General features: G+C 42.2%; 24 protein-coding genes. 8 read left to right on the top strand and 16 right to left on the bottom strand.

What is annotated here, in order from left to right; all coding sequences use genetic code 11:
- Nucleotides 1-210: 210 nt before the first annotated feature.
- On the top strand, nt 211-2,229 hold the full coding sequence (speA, locus tag RS893_RS23670; protein ID WP_315788129.1) for a biosynthetic arginine decarboxylase: 2,019 nt from the start codon (nt 211-213) through the stop codon (nt 2,227-2,229).
- Nucleotides 2,230-2,302: 73 nt separating this feature from the next.
- On the opposite strand, the gene RS893_RS23665 is transcribed toward speA, so the two are convergent.
- The 3 genes from RS893_RS23665 to RS893_RS23655 all read right to left on the bottom strand — a co-directional run bounded on the left by RS893_RS23665 (nt 2,303) and on the right by RS893_RS23655 (nt 5,806).
- On the bottom strand, nt 2,303-3,469 hold the full coding sequence (locus RS893_RS23665) for an NDP-sugar synthase (protein ID WP_315788128.1): 1,167 nt from the start codon (nt 3,467-3,469) through the stop codon (nt 2,303-2,305).
- 327 nt (nt 3,470-3,796) lie between these two features.
- Nucleotides 3,797-4,630 carry a ScpA family protein gene (locus RS893_RS23660; protein ID WP_315788127.1) on the bottom strand — a complete coding sequence of 278 codons (834 nt, stop codon included), beginning with the start codon at nt 4,628-4,630 and terminating at the stop codon, nt 3,797-3,799.
- 126 nt (nt 4,631-4,756) lie between these two features.
- Nucleotides 4,757-5,806 (bottom strand): AI-2E family transporter, encoded by a 1,050-nt coding sequence (locus tag RS893_RS23655; RefSeq protein WP_315788126.1) that lies wholly within the window; start codon nt 5,804-5,806, stop codon nt 4,757-4,759.
- Nucleotides 5,807-5,911: 105 nt separating this feature from the next.
- Between RS893_RS23655 and pdxH the strand changes: the two genes are divergently transcribed.
- Nucleotides 5,912-6,556, top strand: a complete 645-nt coding sequence (gene pdxH, locus RS893_RS23650) for a pyridoxamine 5'-phosphate oxidase (protein WP_315788125.1) — start codon at nt 5,912-5,914, stop codon at nt 6,554-6,556.
- 23 nt (nt 6,557-6,579) lie between these two features.
- Here the strand turns inward: pdxH and RS893_RS23645 are convergent, their stop codons facing one another.
- The 4 genes from RS893_RS23645 to RS893_RS23630 form a co-directional block, all read right to left on the bottom strand.
- A complete protein-coding gene (locus RS893_RS23645; RefSeq protein ID WP_315788124.1) occupies nt 6,580-6,921 on the bottom strand; it encodes a hypothetical protein in 342 nt (113 codons plus the stop codon).
- Nucleotides 6,922-7,182: 261 nt separating this feature from the next.
- Nucleotides 7,183-8,814 carry a hypothetical protein gene (locus RS893_RS23640; protein ID WP_315788123.1) on the bottom strand — a complete coding sequence of 544 codons (1,632 nt, stop codon included), beginning with the start codon at nt 8,812-8,814 and terminating at the stop codon, nt 7,183-7,185.
- Nucleotides 8,815-8,952: 138 nt separating this feature from the next.
- Nucleotides 8,953-9,699, bottom strand: coding sequence for a DUF3153 domain-containing protein (locus RS893_RS23635; RefSeq protein ID WP_315788122.1), 747 nt, complete (start codon nt 9,697-9,699; stop codon nt 8,953-8,955).
- A 203-nt stretch (nt 9,700-9,902) separates the two neighbouring features.
- Complete coding sequence (locus RS893_RS23630) at nt 9,903-10,424, bottom strand: tetratricopeptide repeat protein (RefSeq protein WP_315788121.1); 522 nt, start codon at nt 10,422-10,424, stop codon at nt 9,903-9,905.
- Nucleotides 10,425-10,718: 294 nt separating this feature from the next.
- On the opposite strand from RS893_RS23630, the gene RS893_RS23625 reads away from it, so the two are divergent.
- Complete coding sequence (locus RS893_RS23625) at nt 10,719-11,126, top strand: hypothetical protein (protein ID WP_315788120.1); 408 nt, start codon at nt 10,719-10,721, stop codon at nt 11,124-11,126.
- Nucleotides 11,127-11,213: 87 nt separating this feature from the next.
- Here the strand turns inward: RS893_RS23625 and argB are convergent, their stop codons facing one another.
- Complete coding sequence (argB, locus tag RS893_RS23620; RefSeq protein WP_315792084.1) at nt 11,214-12,110, bottom strand: acetylglutamate kinase; 897 nt, start codon at nt 12,108-12,110, stop codon at nt 11,214-11,216.
- Nucleotides 12,111-12,405: 295 nt separating this feature from the next.
- Between argB and RS893_RS23615 the strand changes: the two genes are divergently transcribed.
- Both RS893_RS23615 and RS893_RS23610 read left to right on the top strand, forming a co-directional pair.
- Complete coding sequence (locus tag RS893_RS23615; RefSeq protein ID WP_315788119.1) at nt 12,406-13,728, top strand: serine/threonine-protein kinase; 1,323 nt, start codon at nt 12,406-12,408, stop codon at nt 13,726-13,728.
- Between the two features lie 122 nt (nt 13,729-13,850).
- The gene (locus tag RS893_RS23610; protein WP_315788118.1) at nt 13,851-15,194 is read left to right on the top strand and encodes a serine/threonine-protein kinase; all 1,344 of its coding nucleotides are present in this window, start codon (nt 13,851-13,853) and stop codon (nt 15,192-15,194) included.
- A 167-nt stretch (nt 15,195-15,361) separates the two neighbouring features.
- Here the strand turns inward: RS893_RS23610 and RS893_RS23605 are convergent, their stop codons facing one another.
- Together RS893_RS23605 and RS893_RS23600 are read right to left on the bottom strand one after the other, a co-directional pair.
- Nucleotides 15,362-15,907 carry a shikimate kinase gene (locus tag RS893_RS23605; RefSeq protein WP_315788117.1) on the bottom strand — a complete coding sequence of 182 codons (546 nt, stop codon included), beginning with the start codon at nt 15,905-15,907 and terminating at the stop codon, nt 15,362-15,364.
- A 69-nt stretch (nt 15,908-15,976) separates the two neighbouring features.
- Nucleotides 15,977-16,342, bottom strand: coding sequence for a YkgJ family cysteine cluster protein (locus RS893_RS23600; protein WP_315788116.1), 366 nt, complete (start codon nt 16,340-16,342; stop codon nt 15,977-15,979).
- A gap of 278 nt (nt 16,343-16,620) precedes the next feature.
- Here RS893_RS23600 and psb30 point away from each other — a divergent pair, with 278 nt between their 5' ends.
- Entirely contained in the window at nt 16,621-16,743 is a 123-nt protein-coding gene (gene psb30, locus RS893_RS23595; protein WP_315788115.1) for a photosystem II reaction center protein Ycf12/Psb30, read from the top strand.
- Nucleotides 16,744-17,090: 347 nt separating this feature from the next.
- On the opposite strand, the gene RS893_RS23590 is transcribed toward psb30, so the two are convergent.
- From RS893_RS23590 to RS893_RS23580, 3 genes are all read right to left on the bottom strand, one after another.
- Nucleotides 17,091-19,196, bottom strand: a complete 2,106-nt coding sequence (locus RS893_RS23590; protein WP_315788114.1) for a single-stranded-DNA-specific exonuclease RecJ — start codon at nt 19,194-19,196, stop codon at nt 17,091-17,093.
- A gap of 80 nt (nt 19,197-19,276) precedes the next feature.
- Complete coding sequence (locus tag RS893_RS23585) at nt 19,277-19,699, bottom strand: hypothetical protein (protein WP_315788113.1); 423 nt, start codon at nt 19,697-19,699, stop codon at nt 19,277-19,279.
- A gap of 339 nt (nt 19,700-20,038) precedes the next feature.
- Nucleotides 20,039-21,961, bottom strand: a complete 1,923-nt coding sequence (locus RS893_RS23580) for a GTPase family protein (protein ID WP_315788112.1) — start codon at nt 21,959-21,961, stop codon at nt 20,039-20,041.
- 149 nt (nt 21,962-22,110) lie between these two features.
- On the opposite strand from RS893_RS23580, the gene RS893_RS23575 reads away from it, so the two are divergent.
- Nucleotides 22,111-22,923 carry an Rpn family recombination-promoting nuclease/putative transposase gene (locus RS893_RS23575; protein ID WP_315788111.1) on the top strand — a complete coding sequence of 271 codons (813 nt, stop codon included), beginning with the start codon at nt 22,111-22,113 and terminating at the stop codon, nt 22,921-22,923.
- 183 nt (nt 22,924-23,106) lie between these two features.
- Here RS893_RS23575 and RS893_RS23570 read toward each other — a convergent pair whose 3' ends face one another.
- Together RS893_RS23570 and RS893_RS23565 are read right to left on the bottom strand one after the other, a co-directional pair.
- A complete protein-coding gene (locus RS893_RS23570; RefSeq protein WP_315788110.1) occupies nt 23,107-23,826 on the bottom strand; it encodes a pentapeptide repeat-containing protein in 720 nt (239 codons plus the stop codon).
- A 16-nt stretch (nt 23,827-23,842) separates the two neighbouring features.
- Complete coding sequence (locus RS893_RS23565; protein ID WP_315788109.1) at nt 23,843-24,115, bottom strand: hypothetical protein; 273 nt, start codon at nt 24,113-24,115, stop codon at nt 23,843-23,845.
- Between the two features lie 11 nt (nt 24,116-24,126).
- On the opposite strand from RS893_RS23565, the gene RS893_RS23560 reads away from it, so the two are divergent.
- Nucleotides 24,127-24,498, top strand: a complete 372-nt coding sequence (locus tag RS893_RS23560) for a CU044_2847 family protein (protein WP_315788108.1) — start codon at nt 24,127-24,129, stop codon at nt 24,496-24,498.
- A gap of 27 nt (nt 24,499-24,525) precedes the next feature.
- Here RS893_RS23560 and RS893_RS23555 read toward each other — a convergent pair whose 3' ends face one another.
- Nucleotides 24,526-26,862, bottom strand: a complete 2,337-nt coding sequence (locus tag RS893_RS23555) for a cation:proton antiporter (protein ID WP_315788107.1) — start codon at nt 26,860-26,862, stop codon at nt 24,526-24,528.
- Nucleotides 26,863-26,882 lie beyond the last annotated feature (20 nt).

Raw genomic sequence — 26,882 nt, 5'->3', positions numbered from 1 at the left:
ACCAATCACCAATGACTAATGACCAATAACCAATGACCAATCAAACAATATCTCACAAATCAACTTCTGGTGCATATACGTTGAAGAATGAATACGTTAAATTTTGAATGACGCAATACCCTGAAATATTTTTTGGGGTTTCAGGCTATTGCTAGTGTGCTTTTTGCTCTAATAGTTGTAAATTCGTGGGTGAAGATAAAGGTCAGGAAAATGCGTCTTGATTCTACTGCTGCATCTGATGAGGTGGTGAAGCCGCCGTCCCATAATGGTAAAAAATCTGAATTGAAAAATCACAAGCACAAAAAACTGCTGCCACCTGCCAGCATACAAGAAGGAACAGGCGTTTGGAAAATAGAAGATAGCGAAGCGCTGTACCGCATTGAAGGTTGGGGGCATCCTTATTTTTCCATTAACGCAGCAGGTCATATTACTGTTTCCCCAAAAGGCGATCGCGGCGGTTCTCTGGATTTATATGAGTTGGTTAATGCCCTCAAGCAGCGTAATCTAGGACTGCCGATGTTGATTCGGTTTTCTGATATTTTAGAAGACCGGATTGAGCGGTTAAATGCTTGTTTCGCCAAAGCGATCGCTCGCTACAACTATCCTGGTATTTATCGTGGTGTATTTCCGGTCAAATGTAATCAGCAGCGCCATTTGGTTGCTGATTTAGTACGTTTTGGCAAACCCCATCAATTTGGCTTAGAAGCAGGTTCTAAACCAGAATTAATGATCGCCCTGGCGATGCTAGATACACCAGGAGCATTATTAATTTGCAACGGTTACAAAGACCAAGAATACATTGAAACGGCGATGCTAGCCCAAAGATTAGGGCAAACACCAATTATCGTCTTAGAACAAATAGAAGAAGTAGATGTGGTAATTGAAGCCAGTCGCCAGTTAGGGATTCAGCCAATTGTCGGGGTGAGAGCGAAACTCAGCACCCAAGGTATGGGACGCTGGGGAACCTCCAGTGGCGATCGCGCTAAATTTGGTCTCACAATTCCGGAAATTATCCAAGCGGTGGAAAAGTTACGTGCTGCTGATTTGTTAGATTCTTTACAACTGCTGCATTTTCATGTAGGTTCACAAATTTCTGCCATTAATGTCATCAAAGATGCCATCCAAGAAGCTAGCCGGATCTATGTAGAATTGGCAGCGTTGGGGGCAAACATGAAGTATCTCGATGTTGGTGGTGGTTTGGGTGTAGATTACGACGGTTCCCAAACCAATTTCTATGCTTCCAAAAATTACAACATGCAGAACTATGCCAATGATATTGTGGCAGAGTTAAAAGATACATGTTCAGAGCGGAATATACCTGTACCAACACTGATTAGTGAAAGTGGTAGAGCGATCGCTTCTCATCAGTCGGTATTAATTTTTGACGTTCTCAGTACCAGCGAAGTTCTGACAGAATTACCTGATCCGCCCAAAGATGGGGAATCCCACATCATCACTTATCTTTGGGAAACTTATCAATCAATTAACAAAGAAAATTATCAGGAGTTTTACCACGACGCCACCCAATTCAAAGAAGAAGCCATTAGCCGCTTCAATTTGGGAATTTTAAGTCTGACTGAACGCGCCAAGGCAGAACGTCTATACTGGGCTTGCTGTCAAAAAATACTGAATATCACCAGAAAAGAAGAATACGTACCTGATGAATTGGAAGACCTAGAAAAAATTATGGCTTCTATCTATTACGTAAATCTTTCCGTGTTTCAATCAGCACCTGATTGTTGGGCGATCGACCAGTTATTTCCCATTATGCCGATCCATCGTCTAGATCAAGAACCAACACGACGGGGTATTCTAGCAGACCTCACCTGTGACAGTGACGGCAAAATTGACCGCTTTATCGATCTGCGGGATGTCAAGTCAGTTTTAGAACTGCATCCGTTTAAAGCCGGAGAACCCTACTACTTGGGGATGTTCTTGAATGGAGCGTACCAGGAAATTATGGGGAATTTACACAATTTATTTGGTGATACCAACGCCATTCACATCCAATTGACACCCAAAGGCTTCCAAATTCAACACGTAGTCAAGGGTGATACGATGAGCGAGGTAGTGAGTTACGTACAATACGACTCCGAAGACATGGTAGAAAATATCCGCCAGCGTTGCGAATTAGCTTTAGAAGAAAATCGCATTACACTAGCGGAATCACAGCGACTGCTACAAACCTATGAGCAGAGTTTGCGGCGGTATACATATTTGAGTAGTTAGTGGTTAGTGGTTAGTGGTTAGTGGTTAGTTGCAAAAATCCAACTACTAACTACTAACTACTAACTATTAACAATTAGCTAGCATTTGTTCCCAGTAATTCTGCGATCGCTTGATGTTCGACAGGAGTGTGAGATGGCGGTATTTGACGGGCATCGGTAATCAGCCAGTCTAAAGCGGCAGCTTGGACATCGATTGTTGCCCCCGTCTTATCCACACAATAGCGTCCAAATACTAGTTTATCGACTAGTCGCACTCCTGCGCCCAGGCGAGACCATTCAAAGATGACGCTGTTTTCCACCGTTGCACCATTGCATATCCAGCAATTGGGGCCGATCATAGTCGGACCGACAATTTTCGCCCCGTCTTCTATCTTGGTCATGCCACCGATGTACACTGGGCCTGTAATGTCAACTTTGTCCCAATTCACAGCTACGTTTAAGCCAGTGTAAATGCCAGGGGCAACTTGTTGACCAGGAATTTGGACGTTTTTAATCTCGCCCAGTAGCACACCGCGAATTGCGCGCCAATAATCTGGGACTTTACCAATATCTACCCATTCAAAATTCATAGGAATGGCATAGAAAGGGGCACCCATTTCTACCAGTTTGGGAAATAGTTGACTACCGATATCAAACTCTACACCAGAAGGTATGTAATTTAGTACCTCTGGTTCAAAAATATAGATACCTGTATTGATATTGGTGCTGAGGGCTTCTTCTACCTTCGGCTTTTCTTGGAAAGCTTTAACGCGACCATCTTCATCGGTAACAACCACACCGTAGCTGGAAACTTCTTCCCGTGGTACGGATTTCATAATAATGGTAGCGATTGATCCCTTAGCTCTGTGCCATTTGACTGCTGCTGTCAAATCCAGGTCAATTAAGGCATCTCCGCACAGGACTACAAAAGTATCATCAAAAAATGGGTAAAAATCCTGGATTTTTTTCATGCCGCCAGCAGAGCCAAGGGCCTCACCCACTAGCGTACCTTCAACAATTCGCCCTTCAAAAGAATAAGCAATCTGTACGCCAAAGCGCTGACCATCACGGAAATAACTTTCTATTTCTTCAGCCAAATGGCTCACATTGACCATAATTTGGTCAAATCCATGTTGGCGTAACAGTTCTAGTAAAAATTCCATCACTGGCTTTTGCAGGATGGGCATCATCGGTTTGGGCATAGTGTACGTAATCGGACGTACCCGAGTTCCCTTGCCCGCTGCCAGAATCATTGCCTTCATATATACTTATTCCTCAACCACAAGCCAGTAAACTTTCAGTGAGTGATACTTAATCATCGGTTTGTTTTTGCTCCAAGTCATCCTTAAAACCACGGAATACGGGAATTGTCGGACATGGTATAACCATATGCATAGCAAGATGACATGTGTTCGCGTAGTGCGTTCAAACTGCCTGCCTCGTTCTTGTGGAACGGGGGAGGCGTTTCTTGAGTAGAAACTTTCTTCATAACCAACTAGCGATCGCTTATCCTTTCAATTTACCCGGATTTAGGGGTGAGCTGAAGCATTAATTCTAGAAATCATTGATATTTTTAGATCAAATATTACTTATTTCATTAACTGTTCCAATTGTCTACTATTATTTTCTTTGCCTGTAAGTAATCTTATTTTTATGTCTTGGTAAAACTCCTCTTGGAGTAACTCCACTTTCGATTGAGCCGAGAGTAATAGTAACGCCCAAAAAACACTAACTTTATGGCCGTTTGGTGAATTGTGACCTGTTTCATGCTGCTGTGATTGTTTTGTTTGTGTCCATAGCTGCACTAATTGTTCCAAATTCAACCAATTTTGTTCCAAACAAAGTTCTGTTGACCAACGGTACAAAACCTGCTCTAGTTCTCCAGCGACCTCGGTAAGATTTTCCTGATGAGCCAGTTCTAATGCGGCTCGCATTGTTTGCAGGCTGGGCTGTCGCCGAGGACGCGACGGCTTATTGACTTTTTCTACTAGTTTTAATTGCTCTGCCATAACCTGCAATTGCTCTATGAGCTCTTGCAGAGTCACACGACGTTTTGGTGGTGGCATTGCTGCTGGACGACGACGGATATGGCGCTCAAATTGCAGGCGATGAGCTTGGTAAAGTCCCCCTTCTTCTATCTCTTCCAAGAGGTTATCATCTGCTAAAGCTTCCTGTTCATCAACAGCTGATTGCAATTGCATCAAGGTATTTGCTTTGAATAATACCAGCATTGATGCAGATAAAAAAGCTTGTCCAGATTGAGATAAGTCGGCTTCATAGCCTTTTTGTGTTGTCTGTGGCGCCATTAATTCTATATAGCGGTCTATCACCTCAATCACCTGCACATCCCAAGGGTCTATTTCTCCTTTTTCAGCCTGATGTATGAGATTTTCAATTGTTGCCAGTAACTCAGAAGCATTCATTAACTTTAGTTATTGGTTGTTAGTTGTTGGTTGTTGGTGAGTACCTTAGCACAGCAGTACCAAGGTATAGTTATTCCAACCAACAAACAAGCATTAACAAAGAACAAAAAATATAAGAATCATCATTTAATCATTTTTTCTAATTTTAGTGCTATTCATCGCATCCAAAGTACCTTTAATTGTCCCAGCAATAGGTACTGCCAAGAGTGATCCTAAAAACCCAGCAATCTCAAATCCCATTAAAATTGACACAAAAATCCAGATGGGATTGATGCCAATAAAATCTCCAAGTAATTTTGGCCCTAACAAATTGTCTTTCACTTGCTGCATAACGATCGCTGCGATCGCTACTTGAATAGCCAGCCACCAATTTTGTAGTAGTAGTAAAATTGTGACAGTACCAATACCTAGAGTTGCCCCCACAAAGGGAATAAGTTCGGATACACCAATGAAGATGGCAAACAAAAGTGCAAAGGGGACTTTCAGAATCAAAAAAATGGGAGTAAGACTCACCACCATGAACAAGCCTAACAATAGTTGAATCAGAAAAAAGTTTTGAAAATTTAGCCTTAAAGATGTAGTGAAAGGCACACGGATATGAAATGGTAAAAGGTTGACTAAAGCATACCAAACGCGATCGCCATACAAAAGCATGTAAAATGCCAATACAACTACCAACACCACATTCAGTACTCCTGACAACAGTGTTCCCGCAAATCCTACAGCCCCAGAAGGTATTTGCTGCACCAAAATTTGGATATTGGCGTTGATTTGTTGATTGATGACGCTGAAATTTAAAGGCAAACGCCGCTTCTTTGCCCAGATTTGTAATTGCTCTAAATTATCTTGACTACTATTTAACCAATCGGGAATTTTATCTAACAATTGATTTGTTTGGTCAATGACCATTGGTACGAGCGTTACACCTAAAATGACCAACAAAGTCAAAGTCAAAAGCAATACAATGATTACTGCTTGGGCGCGAGAAATACGGGCGCGCTCAAAAAACTTCACTGGATAATTCAGCAAAAAAGCAAGTATTGTGGCAACACTAAAAATTGTAATAGGATGCTGGAAATAGCTAAACAGTACAGACAGTAGCCAAACATTCAGCGCGATGATTGGACCGCCTAGACCATAGATTAATAGATTTTGAACAGAGGCCCAACGTCGCATTTGATGCAATGTTATTTACAAAACTCTTGGCTGGATTGGTAAAAGTTACTTAGCGCTGATTATCATCATAATTATTTTTGACAAAACTACCAGGATAAAAACTCTATGGACAAAACTGTAGCCGATCTACGCAAAGACTACACCTTACAGGACTTAAATGAAACCGATGTTGCTGCAAATCCTTTTATAGAATTTCAAAAATGGTTCGACGAGGCATTGGCAGCGCAGTTGCTAGAACCAAATGCCATGACTGTTGCTACTGCAACGACCGATGGTAAACCCTCAGCAAGAATGGTGTTGCTAAAAGATTTTGACGAAAGGGGTTTCGTTTTCTTCACCAACTACAACAGCCATAAAGGACAAGAATTAGCCGAAAATCCCCAAGCAGCCCTTGTTTTTTGGTGGGCAGAACTAGAAAGACAAGTCCGCATTTGTGGGCATGTAGAAAAAGTATCTGAAAACGATTCAGATAGCTACTTTCAAAGCCGACCTTTCAACAGTCGCCTGGGTGCGTGGGCATCCAATCAAAGCGAAGTCATCGAAAGTCGAATAATTCTAGAACAACGTCTGCAAGAATTAAAAGCTAAGTATGAAGACCAAGATGTACCCCGACCACCTCACTGGGGAGGCTTACGGGTAATCCCTACAGAAATAGAATTTTGGCAAGGACGTTCTAACCGCCTGCACGATCGCATTTTATATACTCGTTTAGATGATGGTGATTGGAAAATACAGCGTCTATCACCCTAGAGTTCTAATATATTGAACGGCTGCTATCTATATTCATTGTCTTCATCAGGATCATCAAAGGGGGGTATTTCCCCTGTGATTCTTGAATTTATTTCCCGAGATGCGCCAATATTTATAGAGGGTGAAGGAGATTTAGATGTGAATGATTCTAAATCTGTTGTTAGGTGGCGTCTTTGCTCTATTCTTTTGCCAATCTCCTCTAATTCTCGCTGAAATTGATAGCCTAGTTGAACTATCTCTTCAGGAGTGAGCTTATACTCGCTCAGGTTCTTAGCTGCATCGTCTAAAACATTGATCGCCCAGATAATATCTTGTTTTGCTTGTACTAAACGCTGCTTGGCTTTTTCAAAATCGGCTTGGCTCATTTTAAATTTGTTGATTGTTAGTAGTTAGTTGTTAGTGGTTAGTAGGTACAGACGCGATGTTCCTCGCGTCTGTACATTAGTTGTTAGTTGTTAGTGGTTAGTTGTTAGTTGTTATTGAATACTTACTCCACCCTACGGGAAGCCTATGAGCGTGTCTACACACTCCTCACACTCCACCCTACGGGAAGCCTATGAGCGTGTCTACACACCCCACCCTTACCTTAAGCCACTTACGTGTCTACACACTCCTCCCCACTGCCCCTAATCCCCTCTAGAGGACCCCAAGTTCTCCATCTCTGTCGATCTCCAACTAACTGCCCCTAGAACTTCTGCTATAGATTCGGCAAAGTCTTTGCCAGTTAGCGTTGGCAATTGTGGATTTTCATTCAATTTCTTCAAAAGCGCAGATTTGAGTTCCGGAAGACCTGCACGGATGCTTTCTAGGTCTGGATCTTTACCAACCCACTCCCAAAAGTCTCTGCTATGATCTCTTGCTAGGCTATAAGTTAGGTAGCGGTAGGCTTGCTTTTGAGTTTCATCCGCGTCATCCAGGCGATAAGCTAGTGCATACCAGCAGGCAAAATAATACAGTAAGCGGTAGTTTAATACTGTAGTAGCATCCCAGTTTTTTGTTGTTTCCAGGTTTTGGATTTCCTGTTTTGCTGCCAAGATCAAATCTTCTTTTGCTGTAAGTAGTTGGGTGATTGCACGAGCAACTTTTATCCTTAACTGCACAGTTGGTTCTGTAACTCGCTTGAGTGCTTCATCGTAGCGAGCGATCGCGCTTTGGAGATGACCGACTCTTCTATCACCTTTTTCTGTACGTGCCAAGAGACTATAAGTCTCAGCTAAATTATCGTATGGTTGATACCAATCTGGGTTAAGGTTAATACTGGTTTGCAAATCCTCAATTGCTAACTGGTAAAAAAATCGACCATGAGTTTGGGCGCTTGTTTGATTGAGAACACCAAAAAAATTATGAATTCTAGCTTGATAGTGTTTACGCGACTTGCCTAAGTAGTAGAAGGGAACAGCTTTTACCATTTCTTGCCTACACAGTTCTACTGCTAGCCAACGTGTAGCTGTTCTCTGTAACTGTCGAAAGCGGTCTTTCAGTGCTACTTTTGGTTGTTCATCCGAAGAACTGACTATTTTGCGATCATCTGATTCCCAGACAGTGTAAAGTACAGAAGCCACCCGACCTTCAATATCTGTGATTTCAAAAGTCATGCCGATTCTTTCGTGATCTTCACCTTGGCTTTGGAGAATACAGGTGACTTTAGTGCCAAAAGGTGGAAATATCACCTTCAGCAATTGCACAACCGGATCTATTTGGTCAGGTGTAAATTCATTGAGTGAAGCAACCAAATCAGCTAATCTTTGGTCAGGGGTTGAACGTGGAAGAGGTAACTTATCTGGTGGACGATAGGTTTCGGGCCCTAATTTTTCGATGTGCTGTTTGACACGCTGGTGAACACCTTTCATTTCCCGTATCAATTTTTCCCGTGTCAATTGTGACAAACCTGACAATACACTTTCCATTTCATCAGCACCAGTGGCATTGCTGAAATTGTCGATAATCAGTTGGGATGAACGGTAAATAATTAGTACAAGAATTCGCTGAATCACCAGCAAACTCAGTAAAATTACTACTATCTTAGCTAAGAAAAAGACAATGGATGTCAGTTCTTTATCTACTGCTTCAAGAGTGTCTGACAATTTTCGCTTAGAAGTCTTGACTTTGTTCGACTGACTCGATTTTGGTGTAACAGTTGTTGTGGGAATAACTGTTGGAGTGGCTGTTGTTTGTGGGTTTGGTACAGGTGTTTGTGAATGCGCCACTCCAGAATTGACAACCAATAAGGTGAAGATTAACAAAAGCTGTGCTTTCACAATGAGTTGTTGGTTGTTGGTAGTTAGTAGTTAGTAGTTAGTGGTTGGTTGCTATTTATTCTCCTCATACTCCTCATACTCCACCCTTACCTTAAGCCGCTACGCGTCTACACACTCCCCCCATCTCCCCACCTCCTACTACCCTTCGCTAACTGCTGTTTTAGTAGCAAACTGAATTCTAGGATCGGGCATAAATTTATACCGCAGATAATACCCTGCCCCAATAAATAACGCAATTAATAATGTACCAATACCTAAAGGACTAGGAAGCCAGAAAACTGCTTCTATATGGTTGAGTTCGCCTGGGTTGAGGTGCCACACTAGCTGATTGTTATTTTTTTGTGGTACGGGAGCGTTTTCTGTTCTTTGAATACTTTTTGCTCCCCAAGGAGTCTTCAAGCTAAAGTCTAAATCGAGAATGGAACCAGCATTTGCCAAGACATTACCGTCGCTGGAAATTAAAGCAAGCGATCGCAAATCTAAATCATAAATCAAGTGATTCCGCACCAATAGCAAAAAATTATTCTGATTTAGAAGTAAATTTGACTCTACTTTTGGCAGTTGTGACTCAGATTCACTAGTGACAGGTTTGTGATTAACAGTAGGGTGAAAAAATTGATTGAATTTTGTTTGCAATTCTTCACCATTAGTAAAAGGAATTGTTACAATCACTTCTTCCTTAGAAGGTCGCCGCACTTTACCTTCTTGTTGGCGAGCGCGACGTTCTACACTATTTAACCATTCATACACAGGTTCACCACTAAAGCTGGTAAGACGTTCTCCCAACTTAATATGCTGCACTAACTCACCGCTATTAGAGTTATCAAAACGTACCCCCACGTTATAATCCACGCACCCAGTAAGCAGCAAAGTTGCTATTAGCATGAGGCAAATAAATCTCAGCCACACAAAACTTTTTCTAAAAGTAGACAAATTGATCACTATAAAAATCTCCTCAAAAGTCAATAGTCATTGGTCAATAGTCATTGGTCAATAGTCATTGGTCAATTGTCATTTGTTATTCTCCCCCTTGTCCTCCTTGTCTCCCTTTTCCCGATCCCCGATCCCTAATCCCTGATCCCCTATCTCTAAACATTCAACCAAATTAAACTCACCAATGTTAAACCAATCGCAATTAAAGCTACCCAGATAAAGCGATTATCTTTAGTATTGACCTGAGTGATATCAACTAATTCTCGCTCAGGAGGCTTTTTAGATCCAAAAGATTTATTAGGATTAGCAGAGAAACTAATTTTACTTTCATTATCAGCAAGATTGCTAAAATCAGGAATTTGAGTCATCCATTCTTGGGGACGTTGCAATCTGGGTGCTTTGAGAATGTATTGCAGTCGCCGCGCTTCTTTACTTGTTTCATGATGGGGATGGCGTTTGAGTTGTTCGCATAGGGCGATCGCATCATCTGTTCGTCCTGCTGCTTCATAAGCTGTCGCCAGCCAAATTTGTACTTCACCACTCAGGCGAGTGTTACGGGCCAACAAGGCGCTTGCTTTTTCTAGTTGTTCAATAGCTTCTCGGTATAGCCCACTTTCAAAGGCTACTCTTCCTTGCTGGTAGCGATTTTTGGCAATTTCTATACTCTCTGAACTCACGTTTTACTCACAAATTCAGCACTGCCTTCATTGTGCCAACGGTAGCAGCATTTGTGAAATCCTTCTAGCAATAAGTCATATGATCTTGGATTTTGGATTTTAGATTTTGGATTTTGGATTGACACTTACACCAAGGCTAAATCCGCTTTCTCGTACCATCAAGTGATTATTGGTCAAAAAATATAAATTTGTTTATTATTTGGCGTTGGTCGACAAAAAATAGTGATTTATTATTTAACTATATAGTTAAATTTTCCCACAAATTTATTGATCATCATTTAGTAAATCAAAAATATGCTTAAAATCAAGCTTAATTCAGCGTATTTACTAGGATTGGCTTTCACTATAGGACTGATGGGTGCAACCACAACTCCTGTTTCTGCCCAGCAGGTAATAGTAATTGATCAAGGGGGTTTTTACGGAGTTACTCAACCTCCAATACCGACTGTCGGTAGCTTTATATACGGTAGTCCTATCGCTACGCCTATGCCTGTAGACCCAGTGACGGGATTAATGCTAAATCGTAGTATTTATAATACTTACCCGAAAGTGCATCACAATATACCAGATAACGTCTTAGTTAATCCTGTGTTGGTGAATCCTAAAATTAGAAACTCAACATTGATTAATCCTGTGATTGTTAAAGATTCTTGGTATCACAACAGACCTATCCAGCAGCCGATAATCATTCAGCATCCTTGAAGAGATGGGGAAAGGTTTATTAATTTTGTTGTCAGGAGAAGGGATTTATCCCTTCTGCCTTCTGCCCTCTGCCTTTCTCTGATAAATTCAAGATATAAACTGAGAACCAAAAATCATCGTGCCAATACCGCCGTCAGTGAAGATTTCTAGTAGCAGGGCGTGGGGGATGCGACCATCAATAATGTGTGCGGCGCGGACTCCTTGGGCAAGCGATCGCACACAACAATTAACTTTAGGAATCATGCCACCACTAACGACACCACTAGCAATTAGATCACGGGCTTCTTTAATATCTACTTTAGGGATCAAGCTAGTCGGTTCTTTGTAATCTTTTAAGATACCGCGTGTATCGGTTAGCAAAATCAACTTTTCTGCCCCTAGCGCTGCTGCTATTTCTCCCGCTACGGTGTCAGCATTGATATTGTAAGCTTGTCCGTTATCATCGGCAGCAACACTGGAGACTACGGGAATATACCCACTATTTACCAGTGTTTCTAAAATCCGAATATTGACATTACTTACTTCCCCAACAAAACCGATGCCTTCATCTCCTTGGGGACGGGCTTTAATCAGGTTGCCATCTTTACCACATAGTCCCACAGCAGAACCACCAGCTTGGTTAATCAAAGAGACAATTTCTTTATTAACACGACCGACTAACACCATTTCCACCACATCCATTGTGGGGGCATCCGTAACACGCAGACCATTCTTAAATTGCGGTTCGATTCCTAGTTTATCTAGCCAACTGTTAATTTCTGGTCCACCACCATGTACCACTATTGGTCGTAAGCCAACGCAGGATAAAAATACAATATCGCGGATGACTTTATCTTTGAGGTTGCTATCTTTCATAGCAGCGCCACCATATTTGACAACTACAGTTCGACCTGTAAATTGTTGGATGTAAGGCAGTGCTTCACTCAGCACATGTACGCGAGTGGCTGCATCTTGTCGAATGTACTCAGAATCATTGATCATAATTAAGTTTATGAGGAGCTTTTGTTAGCTAAATTGGTACTCCCAACAATTTCTCACACAAAAGAATATTTGTTGCTAAGATGTTCGTGCTGATTTAGTAAGGGTATTAAGTATAAGGGTATAAGGGGTGTGAGGATGTGATGATGTAAGAGTGTAAGGGTATAAGGGTGTAAGAGGAAATAAGAGTTTTTTAATTCATATCCCCAGAATCCCCCTACACCCCTAAAATCCTCCTATACCCCCACACCCTCATACCCCTACACCCATTTATCCCCACACCCCTATATTTTCTAGGACAATGTTGCAAATCCAACAGGTATTACGCGATCGCTATCAGCTTATAGAAAAACTTGGTGAAAATGCTGGTCGTCAAACCTGGTTAGCATGGGATTTGTCCACTCAAGAGCAAGTCATCGTTAAACTGCTCACTTTCAGCGACCAAGCACAGTGGGAAGATATTAAACTTTTTGAGCGAGAAGCCCAGATACTCAAACAACTAAATCATCCACGCATCCCAAAGTATCGTCATTATTTTGCCTTTGAAGACCAAGTACTTCACTTTGCCCTAGTGCAAGAATACATTCCTGGTTCATCATTTAAGGAATTACTTGCAAAAGGCAGGGTGTTCAGCGAAGCAGAAGTACGGAAAATTGCTGCTGAAGTTTTAAAAATTTTGATTTACCTGCACAGTTTAAGTCCGCTGGTATTGCATCGCGACATCAAACCCAGTAATTTGCTATTAGGAAAAAATTCCCAGATTTATTTGGTAGACTTTGGCGCAGTGCAAGACCGCGCCGCTAAAGAAGGGGCAACTTTTACGATAGTGGGAACCTATGGTTATGCCCCATTAGAACAGTTTGGTGGTAGGGCCACTCCGGCGTCTGATCTTTATGCTTTGGGTGCAACCTTAATTCATTTACTAACCCGTATCCCACCAGCAGATTTGCCACAGCGAGATTCTCGCTTGCAGTTTGCCCATTTACTAAAAGTTAATCCTGGGTTTGTTCGCTGGTTAGAACAGTTGACACAACCAAACTTAGACAGACGCTTCACAAGTGCCAAAGAAGCGCTGAAACTTCTTAAAGCAAATCAAATTGCTATCTCTGGATTAGTCCGTGCTAAACCTGCTGATAGTCAAATTCAACTGCAAAAATCTCCTGAACACTTACAAATTAAGATTCCTGTGCTGTGGAAAAAAATATTAATTGATCCGAAGAACTGTGCTGCAACAGTAGTACTAGCAATTTGGTTGTACTTTTTCAGTGGCGGTTTTGGGTTGGGTAGCATAGAAGGTTGGATATGGCTCATAGCTAGTCTTCTGTTGGCAGCTTGGTTTCTATTGCCTAATTTCGTGGAAACAAATATTTACTTTGACCATTACCAGTTTGAAATTGAATTGAAATTACTAGGTCTTTGCTTGCGTAGACAAAAAGGAAAAGTTTCAGAAATTGACAAAGTATTTAGTGGTGATACTGGTGGTTATGGTAGCCAGAAAGTACCAGAAGTAACCTTGGCTGTAGGTGTATCTGAGTATTCCTTTGGAAAATTGAAGCCACCTTTAAGTAAACAAGAGTGTCGCTGGATGGCAGCAGAAATCAGGCATTGGTTAGGAATTGGTTAGTAGTTAATGGATAGTGGTTAGTAGTGAATCGATTTTTAGATAGTGAACTGCTACTTTTTTACAAATATCTATTATCTACTACTAACCACTAACCGCTAACAATTTTTATGGGGAATTTGGGGATGTTAGAAGCAGGAGAAATACTTTGTAATCGTTATCAACTCCAGGAAAAATTAGGTCAGGATGCTAGCCGTCAAACTTGGTTAGCCCAAGATTTGGCGAAACAACCTCAAGAACAAGTCGTCGTCAAGTTGCTAATTCTCAGCCCACAAATGCAGTGGGATGAACACAAACTGTTTGAACGCGAAGCTCAAGTTTTAAAAAATCTCAATCACCCTCGTATCCCCAAGTACCGAGATTACTTTGTTTTGGAACATCAATCTGGCTCTAAATTCCCCTGGTTTGGGCTAGTGCAGAGTTATATTCCTGGAACATCCCTACAGAAACTAATAGATAAAGGTCAACGCTTTTCGGAATCACAGGTAGAAAAAATTGCTGTTGAAGTTCTTAGTATTCTGGTTTATTTACACGAACTCAACCCACCTGTGCTACATCGCGATATCAAACCTAGTAATTTAATCTGGGGTGAAGACAAGCGGGTTTATTTGGTTGACTTTGGCGCGGTACAGAATCAAGCGGTGCTGGAAGGTGCTACTTTTACTGTTGTGGGAACCTATGGCTACGTGCCAATTGAACAGTTTGCTGGTAGGGCTGTTCCTGCTTCGGATTTGTATGCTTTAGGTGCAACTTTAATACATTTACTGACAGGGATGTCTCCTGCCGATTTACCTCATCGAGATGCACGCATTCTCTTTACTGATAGAGTTAACGTTGACCTGGGTTTTGTCAATTGGATTGGTAAAATAACTGAACCAAACGTATTAGAAAGACTTAGTACTGCCCGGGAAGCACTAGCAGCACTTAAGAATAAAAATGCCCTAACCCCACCGATAACTAGCCGCAAGCCCACAGGTAGTCAAATTCAACTCAACAAGTCTGCCAGTGAATTGGAGATTAAAATACCAAGACGCGGTGGTAAAGCTTTTAAGTTATTCTACCTGGTGGGAATCATGATTCCTTTTCTCTGGCAACTGCCACAATTGATTAATTTTTTGACAAGGGGAAGCAGTTCTCAGACATGGTTCTTTTGGCTTTTCTCTGTGGCGATGCTGATTGCGGTGGTGCAAGGAACTCTGTTACCCACTTTTGGACATACTGATCTTTATTTTGATCGCCAAAATTTTGAAATACGTTGGAAGTTATTTGGTTTTTGCTACAAGCGACAACGGCGTCAGACAGTATTAATTAACAAAATATACCAAGAGCAAGTTAACCAAGGTTCCGCCCCCAGAGGAGTCACCATAGAAGTAGAAGGACAGAAATTCACTTCTAGTCCTTTGTCAACTATAGAACGTCATTGGCTAATTCAAGAGATTGGGGAATGGTTGGGACTGGATCGGAAGTAGGAGTGTGGAGAGATGGGGTGATGGGGTGTGTAGACACGCTCATAGGCTTCCCGTAGGGTGGAGTATAGAATAACCACTAACTACTAACTACTAACTACTAATGTACAGACGCGATGTTCCTCGCATCTCTACCCACTAACTACCAACAACCAACAATCAACTATTTACTAATTCTTGAGAATGCTAGGAATAGCCTCTATGATTCGTGTGATTGTTTGTTCTGATGTTTCCTCTTGTGTGATGGTAATTCTTAAATCGGCTTGGCTATAAAGTGGTTGTCTTTGTTCAAGGAGCGATCGCAGTTTTCCTTGAGGATCTGTATCTTGCAGCAATGGTCTTGTGGTATCTTCTACTAGACGGTTATATAGTATTTCCACTGGTACATCTAGCCAAATAATTATACCGTGATGCAGGTAACTCCAGTTGTCTCGCCGTAGTACTATTCCCCCACCTGTGGCAATAACTAGCTTTGTAAAAGCACAAACTTGGGCTAACACTTCACTTTCCAACTGGCGAAATGCTGCTTCTCCTTCTTCAGCAAATAGTTGATTGATGGTTCTTCCTGCTGCTTTTTCTAGCAGATTATCTGTATCTACAAATCCATATCCGAGTTCATAAGCCAGCATTCGCCCTATTGTGCTTTTACCAGCACCCATCATACCTATTAAGTACAAGTTAATTCCTTGTAATCGCTCATCCAACAATCGCTGCATTCCATTTCTACCAATTTTGGATTTGAGATTTTAAATTTTAGATAGAGAGTATGTTTTAAACAAAACTGCCTAGTCTAACTTTGCTATGTAGCCAATGGTTTGATTGAAACGTAGCATTTCGAGACTGCGATCGCCATAAACACCTTCTATTTGTTGTTGGCAACACTCAATGGCAAAATCGTTTAAGTCTTCTGAGTCAATACTATACATATCTTTAAATATCTCTGGTTCTACCCGGCAAAAACGCGGGCGGTCTGGGTAAATTTGACATTCACGGCTATCATGGTCATAGTTAATACACCATCCTCCGTCACCTATCATACTTAAATAAAGTTCCAGTTCTTCTGGAGTTAAATATTCATGCAAGTCTGGACGGTACTGAGGGTCGAGATGACAGCAGGCCCCACATTGTTTTACACATTGCCAAGTTGCCATTTTTTATACCTTTGATCGACGGTCAGTAAATTAGTACAGCTGTGTGCCCATATAGTGGTTAGTAGAAGTGTACAGCTAGCTATACCTCATACAGTGATTGATTCTTTACTACTAACCAACAACTACCAACTACTAACTAGTCCTCATTTTAGTTTTTTATGTGCTTTCTTATAATTTTGTTAAGTAAATTAAATTTAACAGCTGATCCCCGGATATGATAAATTCCGAGTTTGACAATCAGAGTCATACATATCTTTTAGGGTTACTGGGAGGGAATAATGTTTGAGGCTATAACCAACATCAATTGGGAAGTAATTTTTCAGCTATTGTTCGTAGCGTTGATCATGTTAGCTGGTCCGGCGGTAATTTTTGTACTTGCTTTTCGTGGTGGCGACCTCTAATATAAAATCCAATTAATTTTAATCTCCTTTGCTCTGGCCCGCTTAATGCGGGCTTTGCTTTTTATTTTGGTGGTTGTTGGTTGTTAGTAGTTAGTAGTTAGTGGGTAGAGACGCGAGGAACATCGCGTCTGTACATTAGTGGTTAGTTGTTTACTCCACCCTACGGGAAGCCACTTGCGTGTCTACACACCCCACCCTTACCTTAAGCCGCGCAGGGCGCACGGCAGGTGACGCCTCTTTCTTTATGCCGGGAGACCCTTACTTTACAGAAGCCGAGTAAAGCGCGTCTACGGCAATCGCTCATGGGGGCCGGTGAGTTCCCCACCACCCCATCTTCCCACACTCCCCTATTTGCAAGTCCCCAAAGCCCTAAGTGCTGCTTGAATAATGCCGTCATAGTGTGATTGCGAGATATCGACTTCTTTGGCGTCTTGGCGATTATTACCCAGCAAACCGACCGTTTGTCCTTGCCCAATAGCTAAAACCTTGCCATCGGGATTTTTTATTCTTAATTCAGCTAAAGAACCATTTTGATAGATGCCACAGGTATATTGACGCTGATTGTACTCAAAAGCAGCTTTTGATGTAGCAGGGAAAAAAGTAAACGGTGAGTGCGACTGACTGGCGAGTCTAGCACCGACTAGTTCTAATTCAATGGTGGTGTTGCCATCAAAATGATTTTCTCGCAGTTTATAAGCAATATCTATTCTTTGTGGTAGGGGAAAGTAGTCGCGCCACCGCCAAGCGATCGCTTTAATTTTAAATTGTTGTTGGTCAAGTGTTTGAGCAACTGTTAGTTTAATATGACCTTTGCCAACGGTTTGCTGTTCTATGACTTGGACATTAGCTGTCCAGAAGATTGGATCGGGGTTGTCGATTCCGCAAGGTTCTAAAGCGTGGAGTTGTTGATAGAGTTCTTGATTAATTTGATTAAAGTTAGCTTCAGCATCAATTTTTAATAATGGTTTCAGGTGCTGAATTTCTAGACATTGGTTAGCGAATTCTACCAAACGCGATCGCAATGCTGCTAAATTTTCGGCAGGTAAAGAAAATCCGCCTGCGGCTTTGTGTCCCCCAAATTTGCCCAGCAAGTCTTGGCAATATTCCAAAGCTGCAAAAACATGAAATTCTGGTATTCCGCGTGCAGAACCGCGAATTTGCTTGTCATCTTCATAAGTACCGATGAACACAGGGACACCGTAGCGTTCTACCAAGCGGGAGGCAACAATACCTATAACACCATGATGCCAGTTGGGTTGCACCACAACCAAAACACGGTCTTCCTGTAGAGATGTAACATATTCTGTCTCAACTAATGCGATCGCTTCTTGTTCAATTTGTTCACACATCTGCTGGCGATGCTGGTTAATTTGCTCACACTGCATCGCTCGTTCTAAGGCAATCCCCATATCATCTGTAGTTAGTAACTCAATCATAATTTGGGGATCACCGATTCTACCAATAGCATTAATGCGTGGTCCAAGCCGAAACCCAATGTCTTCAGGCTTTAATGATTTTGGATTGGGGAGGTGGGGAGGTGGGGTGATGGGGTGATGGGGAGAAATTTTTCCTTGTCCCCCTTGTCCCCGATCCCCGATCCCCGACACCTGAATTAACGCCTGTACTCCTGCTAGTTGCGATTTAGGTAATTGCAGCAAACCACGTTTTACCCAACGGCGATTGACTCCAGTTAAGGGAGCTAAATCAGCAATGGTTCCTAGTGTAAACAGTTCTAACATTGGTTTAATAATGCCACTGTTAGCTTGCCCTAGCTGTTGAGCTAGAGAAACTGCCAAAATGTAAGCAACACCCACACCAGCAACACCGCGATATATAGAAGATTCTGGTAATAATTTTGGGTTAAGAATGGCGTTGGCTGGGGGTAATTGTTGCGGAATGTCGTGATGGTCGGTGACAATTACTTGTAGACCCAGTTCTCTGGCTCTGGTAATGGGTTCAAACGCAGAGATACCATTATCAACAGTCAGGATGAGTTTCACACCTTCGCTGTGGAATTCTTCTACAATTCTTTTATTGATGCCATAGCCTTCATGCATCCGGCTGGGAATGGCGTAATTTACCTCTGCGCCTAACCAGCGTAAACTACGTAATAGCAAAGCAGTGCTAGTCATACCATCTGCATCGTAATCTCCACAGATGGCAATTTTTTCTTTACAGGTAATGCAAGATTGCAACAACTCTAAACTGACTGCTAAATCTGGAAATTCCTGCAAAGGTGAAGGCAGATTTATGGACTCAGAATTTAAAAAAGCTTGTGCTTGTTCCGGGGTTTCAATACCACGATTAATTAGTAGCTGATTGAGCAAAGATGGTAAATTAGTCGCCTTTGCCAGATTGTGGGCTAATTCTATTTTCTGCGGGTAAATTTGCCAACGTTGATTAGGCAAACGTCGAAGGGGTTTTGTTGCTGTAGTTGGGAATTGGTCTAGCACAATTTAGAGCTGGGCGTGAGCATACCAATTATCAATAATGGCATGAAGTTCGACGCCAACAATTACAAATTCAGCCTTTTTCATAACACGTCTACTCTGCCATCATCAAGAATGTAAATTGCGTGATCGCCAGGAGCAAACCAATTAGGACGCAGTTCTACTCCCAAGGTTGCAAAGTTGAGTTTTGAAATATTTGCTTTTAAAGGTAAACCAGTGTCATCCCAAAATAAGAGAGATACATTTGGCTCTGTACCATCTCCTTGGTTTATCTGTAGTTCTTGTCCTGGTTGTAGAGGAATCGGATTAGTACTAGATGGCTTCTGTATAATTAGTACCCTTGGAGTGCGATTGACTACTTTAACTTGAATGCGTTGACCAGGTGAAAATTGAATTGGACTTTTACCACATTTGGAAGCACAAGTACCAGCGATCGCACTGTAATCATTCGCTGATGGTAAAAGCAGAGTGGTTGCTATTAAGGTTGCACAGATAAACTTAGACATAGGGTTGAGGTTTATACAGAACACTGAAGGTGTGTAGATTTTAATACCTCAGACTAACACCACATTTTGTTCTTTGTGTAGATTAAATGTAAATAAAATTACTTCGATAAACTTCTTGAAGTAATTATAAATTTATGCGTGATGTGAATTAGAGTTGAAGAACGAACCACTCTACTAGCGTGTCTATCCTTAAATAGTGCATTAATAAAACGTATGAGGCAAGAGAGAACACATACACACAGAGATAGAAGAAGAGATTTTTTGCAACATTTTAGCCTTGACCTAAGGAAGGCAGAAGGCAGAAGGTTTAATTAGCAAAAAATTTAATGTGATAGACCACTAAGCTTTGTCTTTTTGCAATGAAAGCCCTAGATAGTATACAAAGCGCTCTCGTAATTGCTCAACCGTTAAATTCTGAGTCCAGTACTCTAGCAAGGCGTGACCAAATGCCCAAGCATTTTGGTTGGGTGAACCAGAGTTTTCTAACAGTAATGGCCAAAGAGCCAGTAGATCAAACTTTAGTGTTCTATCAGTACTTAATAGTAAAAATAAATCATAAGCCATCTGGAGTTTGCCAATTACAATTGGCAACTGTTCGGCTGGGATTTTCTCGGCGAGTAGATTTGCTAAAGTGGGAGATCCAGTTGAGAGGGTAGAAATAAATTTGAGAATTGGACTTTTGAGTAATGCAGTTAGCCCTTGAGTTGTTGCCATCTGGAAGGTGTAGTGGTCGATGATTTTGGCAGCAGCGACACTCCGGGCTTCTAGGTTACGCAAAAAACGAGCTAGACGCAATTGCTTAGCAGGTGCGATCGCATCAATTAATACTAAAGATAAGGCATCTATCCCCCAAGCACTCCGACCTGTATTGCTGTCACTTGTGACAACAGGTAAAACTCGATTACAAAAATCACCCAACTGTTGAGCCCGGTACTGTGTTGCTTCCCGAATTGCCACTTCTTTTGGTCGTTCTCCCCATTGCCAATCATAGGGAGGCTGCCATTCTCGAATCGGACGCAGGCGATCAACTTGAGTGACAATGGCAATAGCAGGCAAATCTGCTACTTCCTCTTTCATGTCTCGCAGAAAGTCTACATCCATTTGCAGAGCAGGATCAAGGGCAGGGGTGACTAGTAGGAGCAAGTCTGCATGATTGGCATAATCAAGCACAAGTGTGCGTAAATCGTTACGGTTGACTTGTTCGTAACCAGGAGTGTCCCAAAGGTTTAAGGTTGCACCTTCTGGTGCTTGCCAGTGATAAATCTGAATTTTATCAGTACTAGGTAATACATCAACTTCAGCTAAATCTGCTTGGAATAAGGTATTAATCAAGCTACTTTTCCCAGCCCCAGTTCTCCCTATCAAAAGAATATTAACGGGTTTTTGCTCAACTATCTCCACAGGTTCGGCTTGGGCGAGGATTTCTCGCAGAGTTTGGGTTTTGGTTGGGGCTGGAGATGGTGGGACAACAGGAGATTCGACAACAGGTACAATACCACTGTAGAGAGCGATCACTTGCTGACATAAATTCCTCAGTGCTGCTTCTCTAAGTAACTGACTTAAATTCACTAATAGTTGCTGATTTGCTTGATTACTGTAACTTTGACTGGCTCGGTTTGCTATTGCTGCAACTGGGTTCAATAGCCACTGTGCCAAGTTCCAAACGCGTAATAATTTCCTAGCGGAAGGTTCCAACTTCTGGTACATCTCATAAGCTTGAAATGCTTGCCCAACAGTAACTTGATTCAGAGCTGGAGATAACTTTTGCATCCACTGATCCATCTCATCTACCGTACCTCGAATCAGTGCGTAAGCCTGGGGAACGTAAATATTTAGCAGAGGATATTTAACTTCCGGGTGATAAATATTGGCAATGGCAATCACAACAGCTTGACAACGCTGCCAAAAAGTTTGCCAGTCTTCCCAAATCGGTGGATCACTTTGTGATGCTTGCAGAATTTCTTGAAGTGCTGCTTCGGCTCGATTGGTGGCATCGGTTTGCTCTGAAGGAATTGTATCACCTGTGGCAGACTCTAGTTCTTTTGTCACCTCTGCCATCACAAATTCTACTTGAGCGATCGCAGGGCGAGTCCATTGTACCAGTAGCCAACGCCAGCCGACAAACACCAGGATAAACACACCCCAAATCCAATTCAGCCCCCACTCGTGAATTTGCAACCCCGCCGATACCAGTAAGAAAGTGATGATGGTTGCGATGGGAGTTGCCAAGACGAGCCATTGCCAAAGTTTTAGTCGCACCATTGCCTCATACCTGTCCAAATTGGAGCTTTTGTATACTATTTATGGTATCTAATTGCGATCGCGCTTCCAGAACCTTCAGTTGCAGATGGGCTTTGAAAGTATGGTAATTTGAAAAATCATCATAACTCTGCGTTGAAATACTCCGATTAGTGAAAACAGACAGCATATTTTATCGCCTATTTCAAGAATTACCTGATATCTTCTTTGAACTAATTGGCAATTCTCCCGAAACTGCCACAGGGTATGAATTCTCATCAGTTGAAATCAAACAAACCGCTTTCCGAATCGATGGTGTATTTCTTCCGGAAACAGAAGAAAGCCCAGTTTACTTCGTAGAAGTCCAGTTTCAACCAGACTCCGGAATTTACTCGCGGTTGTTTACAGAAGTTCATTTATACCTGCGGCAAAACCAACCTGAAAACGATTGGTTTGCTGTGGTGATTTATCCATCTCGCAGCATCGACACAGCAAAAACCATACATTACCGCGAGTCTTTTGCTTCTGGGAGAGTCACCCGTATTTATTTGGATGAGTTAGGGGAAACTGCATCCCTACCCATTGGCATTGCTACGATTAAATTAGTGATCGAAAATGAATATAAGGCAATCGAGTCAGCCAGGGAGTTAATTACTAGAACTAGCCAGGAAGTTGGTTCAGTACAACAGCAAAAATTATTGCAAATAATAGAGACGATATTGGTCTATAAATTTCCCAGTATGGAGATTGAGGAGATACAACAAATGTTTGGATTAAGCGAGTTGAAGCAAACACGAGTATATCAGCAAGCTTTTGCAGAAGGCGAACAGAAAGGAAGACAGGAAGGAATAGAAGAAGGAGAACGTAGAGGAAAATTGATTGCTGTAACACCAATGTTAGCTGCTGGGTTGACCGTGGAGCAGGTAGCGCAGGCTTTAGGTTTAAGTGTAGATGATGTCAGAAAAGCTGCACAACAACCTCAGTAAGCGAGGAGATCTAGGAAATGTCGCGATACGCGAAGCGTCAAGCCTCCGGCTTATCGCCATCTCTAAAATGCGATCGCTTACTTCAAAACAACTACAATGCAAATTTAGACCCCCAGATCCCCGACTTCTTCAAAAAGTCGGGGATCTAATCCAACTTCAACTACTTTAACCCCAATTTTTTCCTCAACTCATCACTATAGAATGCCTTATCCCAATTTTTGCAGTTTTCACTTGCTCAGGTGTGAGGTTCAAAACCTGTGACAAATCTGAACCCTCCAAATTGGTATTATTCAGGTTGATATCTTGGAAATTAGCAAAACGAAAATCTTTAAAACTCAAGTCAGCACCACAGAGATTACTACCAGGGACTATTAACAACATTTGCCTCTGATTAGGGTCAAAATTATTAGGTAGTATTGTTTCTTCGTTGTAAATAGCGTTTTTGAGATTTGCAAACAAAAGGTCGGCACTAGTGAGGTCTACTCTGCTGAGGTTGGCATTACTGAGGTCGGTACTGCTAATGTCGGTATCGCTGAGGCTGGCATATCTGAGGTTGGCACTGCTGAGGTTAGCACTAGTGAGGTCTACCCTGTTGAGGTTGGTATAGCTAAGGTCGGCACTGCTGAGGTAGGCATTGCGGAGGTTGGCGTCACTGAGGTTAGCACTACTGAGGTCGGCATTGCGGAGACTGGCATCACAGAGGTTGGCATCGCGGAGACTGGCATTGCTGAGGTCGGTTTTTCTGAAGATGGTATCATAGCCGCTAAGGTCGGTATCGCTGAGGTTGGCGTTGTTGAGGTCGGCATTGCTGAGGTTGAGTTTGCTCAAGTCTTCACCTTCAAAACTAGGGCAACCTTCAAAGAATACAGACAGTAGATTTTCTGGAAGCCATCGCCATTGCATCCTTTCCCAACACCCCTCAGTCAACAACTCTATTGCGGCACGGCTTCCTTGTTTTTATATTTCTAATAGTTTCCCAAGCATCGTAGTAACTTCTTTGTCTTAAATAAGGGAGAATCATTACTGAAGCAACCAACAGAGGTATTACTATAAAGCCTGTATTTTGTAAGAACACCATTAATCCAATCTTTTGGCTTGCCTGAATAAATTCTTTTGCTAAAGGAGCAAAAGATAATTGATTTCCTTGCTCTTTCAGCCATGCTTTCGCAATTTTTAACTGTCTTCCTCGCAACAAGTAATCTCTTGCCTTCCCTTGACGACAACACAATCATTTACATCGAAGCATCAGAAGACGTGAAGATTCCCTCTGTTATCACCGCAGAGGAGGAAGAAGAAGTATTAGATGAAAAGGGAATGAGTCTGGAAGCAATCCGCAAGCAAATGGTGCAGAATTTCCAAGCAATTCAAGTTACGATTCGTGCTTACACTGTTTACACGTTGAATGCCTTTAAACAAATGCCGATCACCAACGCCAATGTCGATAAAGTCACCTTAGAATTCGGTATCGAACTAGGTGGAGAAGCAGGGATTCCTTATGTGACAAAAGGTACAGCTAAAAGCAATATGAAGATTACCGTTGAATGTTCGTTTCCCAAAAAAGATGAAAATAAATAGGGGTTGTCCTGATACTGAATAAAAAGCTTAATCAATCACACTATCCATCGGCAAATACTCTTTCAAAGCTTCCGCCTCACTAGCTGTCACTACAGGAACAGATAACGATTGTGTTGATGGAGCAAATAACTGTTCTAATTGATGCAAACTTGTCAAACTCCCGCACAATAATAATTGATCCTGCGCTTGCAATTCCATTTTGCTATTGGGGAAGCGAATAAATTTGCCGTCGCGGCGCATTGATTGCACTTGCACCCCAAATTGTTGGCGAATCTTCAAATCTGCCAAAGTTTTACCAAGCAATGGACAATCAGCATTGACTATTACCCACTGACAAGCACTATTGTCTCCAGGAACAGCCGCCCTCCCAAGAGCAAATTCTTCTAAAGCAGCGAATTCTTCACCTGAACCTACCACCAATAAGCGATCGCCTTTTTCCAACTTGGTATTAGCATCGGGATAATCTATTTCTTCTCCATTGGCGCGGCGAATAGCCATTAAACTCACCCCGGTTAAGTAGCGCATATCAGCTTCTTCTAAAGTCATACCAATTAAGGGTGAAGTTTCTGGTAGGGAATACCAACGGTTATTTAAGTCTTGAGTAGCCTGTCGCAAATGACGGGAAACTTGGGAAGCTGATTGTTCTGGACGCAAGTCTAAATAATGACGGTTGCGGATTTCTTGCATTTCCCGTTGTACAACAACACTCGAGAATCCCACTACATTTAATATGTAGGTTGCCATTTCTATACTCGCTTCAAATTCTGGTTGCACCACTTCCCTCGCACCCAGTTGGTAAAGAACTTCAATATTTTTATCGCTGGTGGCACGCACTACTACATCTAAATCAGGCGATAATTCTAAAGCCCGTTTCAGGCAAAGCCGAATACTCATTGGATCAGGAAGTGCGATCGCCATTCCTTTGGCTTGACTAACCATCGCAGTTTCTAAAACGTGAAAACTCACACAATTTCCGTAAACATAAGGTACTCCCGCCTCCCGTAACTGTTGAATTCTACTTTCAGATTGGTCAATCACCAATACAGGTAAGTCGTGTTGCTGTAACAATTTCACCAAATTTTTACCGACTCGCCCGTAACCACAAACCACGATATGGTCTTTAATTGGTAATTCTTCCGCGACTTCTATGGGCTTACCCTCGCTACTAAAATAAGGCTTCAGCCAAGGCATTGATTCAAGCCAATCAAAAACAATCGGTACTAATCGCAACACAAAGGGAGTCAATACCAATGTTACCGCCGTTGTTCCCAAAATCAGTAAATATATCTGCCGAGAAACCAGTCCTAGTGCCTGTCCTTCACTAGCCAAAACAAAGGAAAATTCCCCAATCTGCGCCAGTCCGAAACCTGCAATTAATGCCGTCTTCAGAGGGTAGCGAAACAGTTTGACTAGCGGTGTGATAATCAAAAATTTACCAATAAATGCGATCGCCACTAGCCCCAAAATCAATTCCAGGTTCTGCCACAAAAACACTGGATCGATTAACATCCCAATCGAGGCAAAGAATAAACTTGCAAAAATATCTCGGAGTGGTTCCACATAAGTCAGGGTTTGATCAGCATACTCCACCTCTGAGATCATCAAACCCGCGACAAATGCTCCCATTTCAATCGACAGCCCTAAATACTCTGTCAACAGGGCAATACCCAAACACAGGGCCACTACTCCTAATAAAAATAACTCTCGACTTTCTGTACGGGCTAACATCCGCAACAAAGGCGGGATGATCCACTTACCAGCGATCACAGCACCCCCTGCAAACAAGCCAATCCGCACCAGGGCTGTTAGCACCGCCATTACAATCGATTCCCCTGGTTGATGCAAAGCCGGCAAAACTGCCAACATTAGTCCTAATGCCAAATCCTGCACCACCAGAATTCCTAGCATCACCTGTCCATGAGGCGTTTCCGTCTCGTTGCGTTCCATTAAACATTTGAGGACAACTGCTGTGGAAGACAAAGATAGAATTGCCCCCAAAAACACGCCTTTAGCTGGTAAAGTTCCCCAAAACCCTGTCAAACCGCACACCACAACCGTGACTGCGATTGTCAGGGTGATTTGTAATCCACCTCCACCGAGGGCGATCGCTTTGACTTTTTTGAGTTCCGCAAAGGAAAACTCAACTCCCAAGGCAAATAATAGAAAGGCAACGCCGAACTGTGCTAGAGTCTCTACTTGAATTAATTCTTTAATTAGTCCCAGCCCCGTTGGACCGATAACAATCCCCCCAATCAGATACCCTAGTAAAACAGGTTGTCTTAAAAGCGCCGCCAAAAGTCCGCCGCAGGCGGCGACAGCGAGAACTGATACTAAATCAACAATTAATCTAAAATCTTCTTGCACAAGTTTTTCAAAGAACTATT

This window comes from Fischerella sp. JS2 (assembly GCF_032393985.1).
In the GTDB taxonomy this organism is placed as follows: Bacteria; Cyanobacteriota; Cyanobacteriia; order Cyanobacteriales; family Nostocaceae; genus Fischerella.
Note: the sequence above shows the minus strand (reverse complement) of the source record. Positions and strands in the feature narration are given on the sequence as shown.